The following is a 9,766-nucleotide window of genomic DNA, read 5'->3' on the forward strand; positions in this document are numbered from 1 at the left end:
CGGCCGCCGGCTCGCTTGGCAAGGACGTAAGCGATTTCCTGCAGGACGCCCGGCAACAACACTGGATTGAACTGTCATGAGCCGTACCGAGACTGCCGAACCGATCAAACCGGCCAACCCCCATAACGCCGGGCCGCCCCTGTGGTTATTGGCAGAACTGACCTATCGCTGCCCGCTGCAGTGCCCCTATTGCTCCAATCCGCTGGACTTTGCGCAAACCCAACAGGAGCTGACCACCGAGGAGTGGGTGAGTGTGCTTCGACAGGGCCGCACGATGGGGGCGGCGCAACTGGGTTTTTCCGGCGGCGAGCCCCTGGTCCGCCAGGACCTCGCGGAGCTGATCGCCGAGGCGCGGCACCTGGGGTATTACACCAACCTGATTACTTCAGGGCTGGGCCTGACGGAGGCCAAGGTGGATGCCTTTGCCGAGGCGGGGCTGGATCATATCCAGGTGAGCTTTCAGGCGTCCGATCCGGAACTGAACAACGCCGTGGCCGGCTCCCGAAAGGCCTTTGACCAGAAGCTGGCCATGGCCCGGGCGGTGAAGGAAGCCGGCTATCCCATGGTGCTCAACTTCGTGATCCACCGCCACAACATCCACCAGATGAACGACATCATGGATTTGTGCGAGCGCCTGGGGGCGGACTACGTCGAGCTGGCCACCTGCCAGTATTACGGCTGGGCCTTCGAAAACCGGGAAGGGTTGATGCCTTCCAAAGCGCAGCTGGTGAAGGCAGAGCAGGAAGTGAACCGGTACCGGGAACGGCTGCAGCAATCCGGTTCGGCCATGAAGCTGATCTTTGTGACACCGGACTATTACGAAGAGCGCCCGAAAGCCTGTATGAACGGCTGGGGTAATCTGTTCCTGACCGTGGCCCCGGATGGCACCGCACTGCCGTGCCACAGCGCCCGTTTGCTGCCCATCGACTTTCCCAATGTCCGAGACATGGATCTGCAAAACATCTGGTACGACAGCCCGGGGTTCAACCACTACCGCGGCGACACCTGGATGCCCGAGCCTTGCCGTTCCTGCGATGAGAAGGAGAAGGACTTCGGTGGCTGTCGCTGTCAGGCCTATCTTTTGACGGGCAAAGCGGATAACGCAGATCCAGTATGCAGCAAATCGTCGTATCATGATCGAATACTGGCAGCGAGGAAAGCTGCCGATCATGCCACGGCCGGCCTGACTGAACTGGTATATCGAAATGCGGATAATTCACGGCTTTTCTTCCGGGGTTAACAACTCCGCCATCAAGCCTGCACTGGTCGGCCATCACCACGACAAAACGGTACTGAGTGCCTACGAGGCCTGCTCGGCGCATGTCCAGCGTGGGGAACTTGCGGTGGCCCCGGCGGGTGTGTTCTGGCTGGAGACGGATCCGGCACGCGGCTGCAATACGCTCTGGCACCTTTCCGATCAGGGGCCTGTTCGCCTTGGACCTGATGATCTTGGCATCCGCAGCCGGGTAAATGGCTATGGTGGTGGCGCCCTGGCGGCTGCCGACAGCGGTGTGTTCGTGGTTGGCGAGGATCAACAGATACGGTTTGTCAGTCTGCCCGACGGCCAGTGCCACAACCTGACCGATGACCCCGGAGCGGCCTATGGTGGGTTGGTCGCTGACCAGTCCCGTCGACGGGTGCTCGCGGTACGGGAAGCAGAGGGCAAGCAGCAGCTGGTTGCCGTCTCCATGCTGGGCGAGCGTTCGGTGCTTCATTCCGGCCTGGATTTTTACAGCGCGCCGGCGGTCTCGGCCGATGGCAGTCAGGTTGCCTGGACCAGCTGGCAGTTGCCGGATATGCCCTGGCTGCGTTCACGGCTGTGGACCGCAAATTGCTCTGAAGATGGATTGCTGGATCAAGGCCGGGAATGGCCCACACCTTCTGAGGCGTCGGTACAGCAGCCGGTGTTCGATGGCAACCAACTCTGGGTTTTGTCAGACCACGGGGGTTGGTGGCAACCCTGGCATATTGATACTTCGGGCGAGGGCGCTTGGCACGCCACCGAATCGCCAGCCCGGGATCATGGCAACGCGCCCTGGCAGTTGGGTGAATCCCACCACTGCCCGACAGGCAGTGGCAGTTGGGCCCGGGTTCGTTACTGCAATGGGACCGGCGAGCTCTGGCTAAGCTCCGGCGAAACGGGTGAAGCAATCCGGGTTGCCCGGGGCTTTGGCGACTTCCGATGTCTGCAGTCGGCTGGCGAGCATCTTTACTGCATCGGGCGAGCCGCCACCCGCCTGGACGCGGTCCTCCAGATTGATCTCGAGACCGGCCAGGCCCGCACCATTGCCGGGGGCGAGGAGGCCATGCCAGAGCCGCGGGCGGCACTGCCGCTGGATATCGAGATTCCGGCTCTGAACCCGGGTGAAGCTTCTATCCACGGATTTTTCTACACTCCGAAGCTGGCCACGCCAGATGTCCCTCCACTGATTCTGATTGCTCACGGAGGACCCACTTCGGCGGCCTATCCGGTGTTCAATCCCCAGGTTCAGTACTGGTGTCAGCGGGGCTTTGCCGTCGCTGAAATCAACTATCGAGGCAGCACCGGCTTTGGTCGTGAGTTCCGCCTGGCCCTGGAAGGTCGGTGGGGTGACGTGGATGTCGCGGATATGGAACGGGCGGCAGACCACCTTGCCTCCTTCGGCCTGGCTGATGGGAGACGGGTGTTTATCCAGGGTCGCAGCTCCGGGGGTTACACGGCCCTGATGGCGATGATCCGGAGCAGGCGTTTCACCGCTGGCGCGAGCATGTTCGGCGTAACGGATCCCATGCGTTTACGGGCCATGACCCATCGGTTTGAATCCGGTTATCTGGATTGGCTACTGGGGTCGCCAGAAAAATACCCGGAGCGGTGGCAGGAGAGAACGCCCCTGTTGCACGCCGAACGCATTACCGCGCCCATGATCTTTTTCCAGGGCGGACAGGACCGGGTTGTGGTGCCTGAGCAGACCCGGGCAATGACCGAGGCCATGAAAGCCGCGGGCAGGGCGCCGGAGCTGCACTGGTTTGAAGACGAGGGGCATGGTTTCCGGCGACAGGCCAACCAGGCAGGTATGCTCGAATGGATGTTCAGCTTCTACCGAAAGCATAGCCAAAAGGCCAATGATCAGGCGGAGAACTTGAGTTAAACTCTCGGCTATTCCTATAACAACAAACGGTCGAGTGCAGTCTGATGAGTCACGATATATCCAGCTTGCGAAAGTTTGTCTCACCGGAAATCGTATTTGGTGCCGGCTCCCGGAAGTCCGTGGCCAACTTCGCCAGTAATTTCGGTGCCCGGCATGTCTTTCTGGTGTCCGATCCGGGTGTGGCTGCCGCCGGTTGGGTCGATGAGATCGTGACGCTGCTGACCGATGCAGGTATCCGCTCCACCGTTTATACCGGTGTTTCACCAAACCCCAAGGTGGATGAGGTGATGACCGGGGCCGAGCTCTACAAATCCAGTGAATGTGATGTCATTGTCGCCATCGGTGGCGGCAGCCCCATGGACTGCGCCAAGGGCATCGGTATCGTGGCCACTCACGGTCGCAGCATCCTGGAGTTCGAGGGCGTCGATACCATCACCAACCCGTCACCGCCTCTGATACTGATTCCCACCACGGCAGGTACCTCGGCGGATGTGTCCCAGTTTGCGATCATTTCCGACCCCAACCGCCGGTTCAAATTCTCGATCATCAGCAAGGCCGTAGTGCCGGATGTTTCCCTGATCGATCCGGAAGTTACCGAGACCATGGATGCCTACCTCACCGCCTGCACCGGGGTGGATGCCCTGGTGCATGCCATTGAGGCTTACGTGTCGACTGGCAGCGGCCCGCTGACCGATACCCATGCCCTGGAGGCAATCCGGTTAATCAACCGGAATCTCGAGCCGCTGGTGGACAACACGGCAGATCCCTATCTCCGGGAGCAGATCATGCTGGCCTCCATGCAGGCGGGGCTGGCCTTCTCCAATGCCATTCTCGGGGCAGTACACGCCATGTCCCATAGCCTGGGTGGTTTCCTGGATTTGCCCCATGGTCTGTGTAATGCGCTGCTGCTGGAGCACGTGGTGGCTTACAACTTCCAGTCTGCCGAAGATCGTTTCCGCCGCGTTGCCGAAGCCATGGATATCGATACCCGTGGAATGGCCAAGCCGGAAATCAAAAAACGGTTAATGAACCGCATTGTAGAGCTCAAGCGTCGGGTTGGGCTGGAGGCGCGTCTCGCCCAGCTGGGTGTTTCGGTGTCCGACATTCCCCACCTGTCCGGCTTTGCGTTGCAGGACCCGTGCATTCTCACCAACCCCCGGAAGTCGTCGCTGCGGGATGTCCAGGTTGTCTATGAAGAAGCCCTCTGACAGCAAGGATGGCGAACAGGACAGTAGCTACGGAATTGGCGATCTTCTCGGGCTGGGCAGCCAGTCCGTCCGCAAGAACTATTACCCGGCTCTGCAGGAACGCATTGACGAGCTGGAGCAGGAACGCAACCGCTACAAATGGCTTTTCGAGAACGCGCTGCACGGTATCTTCCAGGCCAACCTGCGGGGCGGCTTTCTGGCCTGCAACCCGGCGATGGCGAGAATCTGCGGTTATGACAGCCCCGAGGCGCTCACGGAAAAGGTCATCCGGCTCCGTGAACAGTTGTTCTGCAGTTCCAGTGAATTCGATGCCATACGTCAGGAGCTTCTCGACGAGGGCAGTCTGAGTGCCCGGGAAACCCGTTTCCAGCGTGCTGATCGCACGCCGGTCCACGTTGCTGTCACCCTGCTGCGACGCCCGGACCTCGGACCGGAAGTGGTGGAAGCCTTCGTTGCCGACATTACCGAGCGAGTGTTGGCCCGGCAGAAACTGGAGCAGTTGAACGCCACCCTCGAGCGGCGCGTGGAAGAGCGGACCGAAGCACTGCAGAATGCCAATGTGGGCCTGCGCTACCAGATTGAGGAGCGCGAGAAGGTTGAGCGCGAGCTCTTTGTTGCCATGGAAGCCGCCAAAGAGGCCAACCGCAGCAAGGATAAATATCTCGCGGCGGCCAGCCATGACCTGCTCCAGCCCCTGAATGCAGCCCGGCTGATGATATCCGCGCTCCAGGACAGCACGCTGCCGGAACAGGAAACCCGCATGGTGCACCAGGTACATCGGGCTCTGGAGGGCGCCGAAGACCTGCTGGCGGACCTGCTGGATATCTCCAAGCTCGACCAGCAGGCAATGAAGCCTGATCTGGTTTATACCGATGTGGCCGCCCTGGCCAGATCCCTCGGGGAGGAGTTCGAGGCCGTTGCCAGCAATGCCGGCCTCGGGTTCCGGGTACGCACCATTCCGGCGATGGTGCGAACAGATCAGCGCATGCTGACCCGTATCCTCCGAAATCTTCTCAGCAATGCCTTCCGGTACACCCGCAAGGGCGGTGTTGTCATGGCGTTGAGATCCCGCGGCGACCGTCTGCGGATTGAAGTCTGGGATACCGGTGTTGGCATCGAGGAAGACAAGCTGCGGGACATTTTCACCGAGTTTCACCAGCTGTTGCCCCAGGGCACCGGCGGCCGGCAGGGTGTGGGCCTGGGGCTGGCCATCGTGGAACGGATGGTTCGGGTGCTGGGGTACGACATTGATGTGTCATCACGGCCCGGTCGTGGCTCCCGCTTCGTGCTGACCCTGCCGCTTGAACCCGCTCAGGCCAGACCGGATATGGCCCGTACAGATTCGCTCCAGAATTTCGCCGATGGCTTTGATGGTGTGCCGGTGCTGGTGATCGACAACGAGCCGGCGGTGTTGGAGAGCATGCAGTTGCTGCTGGAGCGTTGGGGCTGTGATGTGCTCACAGCCGCAAGCAAGGCAGAGGCCGTGGAGGCTCTCGAGCAAACCGGCCAGATACCGGCCCTTATCCTTGCGGACTATCACCTGAACAATGAGCGAACCGGTTACGATGCAGTTCACGGGGTTCGCCGCCACCTTGGTCGTGATATTCCCGCCGCCATCATTACCGCAGATCGCAGCGATGACACCCGCAAGATACTGCGCGCCCAGTACCTGCCAATACTGAACAAGCCGGTGAAACCCAACCGGCTCAGGGCCCTGATGACCAGCCTGCTGACCTCTGCCTCGGCGTGACCCCTTCTCGCCCGTCCTGTAAGACCTTCTTACATACACTCTGAAGCCCTTCGCGAAATACTCCCTCAACCGGTCTCCGATACCGGCAGGTTTCAAACATCTGAGGGAGTAACAGATGAAAACAACAACGATTGGCCGGAAAGCCGGCAGTGGATTTGGGCATTGGTGGCTGGCAATGATCGGCGCTGTGCTGTTGGCCGGTTGCGGCGGTGGGGGCGGCGAGACGGAGGTGTCCAGCCCCTCGGATTTCGAACCCCCGGCGGAGCCCGTGAACATAGGGGGCGATGCCGAGCTTTATGATCCCGAGCGGCTGATTGATGTGTCGGTCTCCATGAGCTCCGCCGATTTCAGCAAACTGAAATCGGAAGCCCGAACCCTGGCCAGCACCGACCGGGAATGTGTGCCCGAGTTCGAATACACGGAATTCACGGCCAGCGTCACCATCGACGGTGACCGTATGGACCGGGTGATCGTGCGCAAGAAGGGCTACATGGGCTCCCTGAGCCCCAGTATCCCCTCTCTCAAGCTGGACTTTAACGATCTCTGGCCTGGCCGCACCTATCAGAACATGACCCGGATGACCCTGAACAATAACCGCCAGGACCCCTCCAATGCCCGCCAGTGCATGGCCTATGACCAGTTTCGGCAGGCCGGGCTCGCGGCGCCGAAATGCAATTACGCCAGAGTGTCTGTTAATGGCGAGGATCTGGGTGTGTTTACCAATGTCGAGCCTATCAAGAAGCCCTTTCTGGCACGGGTATTCGGGGACGACGACGGTAACCAGTACGAAGCCCAAACGGCGGACTTCGGTACCTGGCTGAGCGAACGTTTCGAGAAAAAGACCAACGAAAAAGAAAACGACCGGACTGACCTGCAGGCCGTTACCGATGCTCTGGACTTGCCCGATGAGCAGATGGTGAATGTATTGCCGCAGCTGGTGGATGTGGATGAATTTATCCGGTTCTGGGCGGTGGAAACCCTGTTGGGCGCCTGGGATTCCGCCACTGGCAACGCCAACAATTTCCACATCTATCGGGATCCCGGAGACGGCCTGTTCCATTTTATTCCCTGGGGCGCTGATACGGCCTTTCGTGGGGCGCATCCCCTGAAGCCGCTCACGGGGGTGCTATACCGCAACTTCTCGCTGGCGGACCGGCTTTTCAGCATTCCCGAGTACCGGGCGCGCTATGAGGCCGAGCTTGAAGACCTGCTGGCCACCCAGTGGGATGAGGCCGATTTGCTGGCGGAAGTGGAGCGGATACGTGAACTCACCGGCACCAGCGCGGAGGCGACTGCCAGCCTGAATGCCTTCATTGGTGGCCGCGGCGTGGCCGGTGATGACGATTTCCGGCCTGCCCGCCGAGCTGTTATTGAACAGGCCATCGCCGAGGAGACGCCCTCCGGGGAAGTGTACCGGCTTGCGGACACGCAACCGGATTGCAGCGTGCCGGCGACAACCAGCCTGACCGGCACCATCAAGTCCGAGGACGGTGCCGACACAGGTGCCTTCCGCTTCACGCTGCCCGGAGGTCGGGCGGTGAACGCGAGCCTGACTTTTGCCGCCTTCGAGGTGGACAGCCTGGTTTACTCGGTTGATCGCGAATCAAAGCCGGCGGTGATCAGCCTCCTGCTGATTGGCGCGGATATCAACGACAACTTCACGCCCTATGTGCTGCAACTGTTTATCGAGGCATCCGATTACGTGCCGGGCACACACGAGTTCCATGGCTTTGCCACCAACGCTCTGTTGTTTGAGGTGGATGAAAGCCAGCCCGGGGATGTGCGCACCCTGGCCCTTGGCGCAGAGGGCAGTATTACTGTCATCGGGGTGGGATCCGGGGCCAGTGAGGGCGACGTGGAACTGAGCCTGAACGCCACCCTGGAATACGATTCGGCGATTCGATGAACATGGCTGTCGCCAGCCCGCTGGAAGGATTCCGCGGGCATTGTCTGGCCGAACAGATGCAGGCCCGTTTGATGAATCGGGTCGACACCAAGTTTCTGGTGCCTGCATACCTGCTGGATGCCTGTCTGCGTGGATTGGAGCACCATTACTCCATCCTGGAGATCGACGGGCGCCGGCGGTTCACCTACGACACCCTGTATTTCGATACACCGGAACGCCAGCTTTACCTGGATCACCACAACGGCAAGTTGAACCGGTTCAAGCTCCGTATCCGGCACTACCGTGAAACCGGGGACAGCTTCCTGGAGGTCAAGAAAAAGAACAACAGGGAGAGAACCATCAAGAACCGTTTGCCGCTGACATCGCAAACCGTTGCGAGCAGCCGGGTGGTCCCTTTCCTTGAAGAGCAATTGGGCCGACCGGTGGCAGGGATGCTGCCGGCTCTTTTTGTCGGCTACCGCCGGATGACCTTCATGAGCGCACGGGGGACCGAGCGTATTACGGTGGATACAGGGCTGGGTTTTCACTCGGCCGACCGTCGCAGCGGTCTGTGCCTGCCTGATGTTGCCGTTTTCGAGGTCAAGTACGATCGCAAGGTCCCATATTCCCCTTTCCTGGAACGTCTTGGTCAGCTCGGCTGCCGCCCCGTGCAGTTCAGCAAATACTGCATCGGCACAAGCCTGTTGTTCGGCCACGAATGCAAAACCAATCGCTTCAAACCGCTGTTAAGGAGACTTCATGGAATCTGCTGTTGATGTCCATTTTGCGATCCGGCTTTTGATCAATACCGCCTCCGTGTTTGTGCTGATTCGCTGCTACTACGCGTTTTCCCGTCACCGGGAGAATGCCGCCTCGTTCATTCTTTTTGGTGTCGGCGTTTTCCTGGTGACCGCATTGCTGCATTCGGTCACCGTCACCATGGGCTTTGCCTTCGGTCTGTTCGCCGTTTTCTCGATGCTCCGGTACCGAACCGAAGCCCTGGGCATAAAGGAAATGACCTACCTGTTTCTGGTGATCGCCATGGCCCTGCTGGCAGCAGTTGGCAACATGCACCACCTGGAGCTGGTGTTTCTGAACCTGCTGGTCATTGTTCTGGCGCTGGTGCTCGAAACCCGTGTGCTTTTGCCGCGACACAGTGAGAGAGAGGTGGAGTACGAAAAGATAGAGAACGTTCACCGGGACCGCCGGGAGTTGCTCATTGCGGACCTGCGAGAGCGCACCGGTCTGGATGTGTTCCGGGTGGATGTGGTGTCTGTCAGCTATCTGAGGGACACCGCCATGCTACGTATGCACTTTCGTCAGGAGGCCGATCATGCTCGCTGAGCTGAAATGGGCGTGGCTGGTGATCGGTCTGACACTGGCGTTCATGTTACAGCCTCTGCTCGCTGTGGCTTCCCCTGTCGAGGCAGAATTGGGTGGTTACGTCGCCGCCGGTGTTGACCATTACGGGTCATTTTATGATGAAGACGGTGGGCACAGCACAACCCGGGGCGTCCTGAGAAACGCGAAACTTGAACTGGAGCTGGCCTTGGGCAAGCGCTGGGAAGCAGAGCTGGATGGCAGTTATAAGATTGAAGGTGACAAGAAAGAGCTGGATCTGGGCGATGCCTATCTCCTGTATGACGGGGAAAGCCGTTTCGAGGCTCAAATTGGGCGCTTCAAGGAGCCTTTCGGCCTGGAACGCCTCGCCAGCTACACCAGCCTGAACACCAGCGAGCGTTCTCTGGTGACCTCGGCGTTCGCACCGGGGCGTTCCATCGGTGTTATGGCGGGG

8 protein-coding genes and 1 pseudogene are annotated in these 9,766 nt (G+C 60.0%); all 9 read left to right on the plus strand.

Annotated elements, in window-relative coordinates; genetic code table 11:
* A pseudogene (locus B2W52_RS20595) lies at positions 1–80 on the plus strand (pyrroloquinoline quinone biosynthesis peptide chaperone PqqD); the annotation flags it as partial.
* The gene (gene pqqE, locus B2W52_RS20600) at positions 77–1,240 is read left to right on the plus strand and encodes a pyrroloquinoline quinone biosynthesis protein PqqE (protein ID WP_053113096.1); all 1,164 of its coding nucleotides are present in this window, start codon (positions 77–79) and stop codon (positions 1,238–1,240) included. The pseudogene B2W52_RS20595 and the gene pqqE, both read left to right, overlap by 4 nt.
* Positions 1,206–3,128 carry a S9 family peptidase gene (locus tag B2W52_RS20605; protein WP_008171043.1) on the plus strand — a complete coding sequence of 641 codons (1,923 nt, stop codon included), beginning with the start codon at positions 1,206–1,208 and terminating at the stop codon, positions 3,126–3,128. The genes pqqE and B2W52_RS20605 overlap by 35 nt, the downstream gene beginning before the upstream one ends.
* Positions 3,129–3,172: 44 nt before the next feature.
* Positions 3,173–4,336: an alcohol dehydrogenase-like regulatory protein ErcA gene (gene ercA / locus B2W52_RS20610; protein WP_008171044.1), complete on the plus strand. Its 1,164-nt coding sequence runs from the start codon at positions 3,173–3,175 to the stop codon at positions 4,334–4,336.
* Positions 4,320–6,086, plus strand: a complete 1,767-nt coding sequence (locus B2W52_RS20615) for a PAS domain-containing hybrid sensor histidine kinase/response regulator (protein ID WP_008171045.1) — start codon at positions 4,320–4,322, stop codon at positions 6,084–6,086. The genes ercA and B2W52_RS20615 overlap by 17 nt, the downstream gene beginning before the upstream one ends.
* 115 nt (positions 6,087–6,201) lie before the next feature.
* Complete coding sequence (locus B2W52_RS20620; protein ID WP_286804004.1) at positions 6,202–7,992, plus strand: CotH kinase family protein; 1,791 nt, start codon at positions 6,202–6,204, stop codon at positions 7,990–7,992.
* A complete protein-coding gene (locus tag B2W52_RS20625) occupies positions 7,989–8,747 on the plus strand; it encodes a polyphosphate polymerase domain-containing protein (RefSeq protein WP_092030397.1) in 759 nt (252 codons plus the stop codon). The genes B2W52_RS20620 and B2W52_RS20625 overlap by 4 nt, the downstream gene beginning before the upstream one ends.
* Positions 8,731–9,315 carry a DUF4956 domain-containing protein gene (locus B2W52_RS20630; protein ID WP_008171050.1) on the plus strand — a complete coding sequence of 195 codons (585 nt, stop codon included), beginning with the start codon at positions 8,731–8,733 and terminating at the stop codon, positions 9,313–9,315. The genes B2W52_RS20625 and B2W52_RS20630 overlap by 17 nt, the downstream gene beginning before the upstream one ends.
* Positions 9,305–9,766, plus strand: a 462-nt coding sequence (locus B2W52_RS20635) for a porin (protein WP_286804005.1), incomplete at its 3' end; no start/stop codon positions are given. The genes B2W52_RS20630 and B2W52_RS20635, both read left to right, overlap by 11 nt.

The organism is Marinobacter sp. UBA2498, from assembly GCF_002341575.1.
Classification (GTDB): domain Bacteria; phylum Pseudomonadota; class Gammaproteobacteria; order Pseudomonadales; family Oleiphilaceae; genus Marinobacter; species Marinobacter manganoxydans.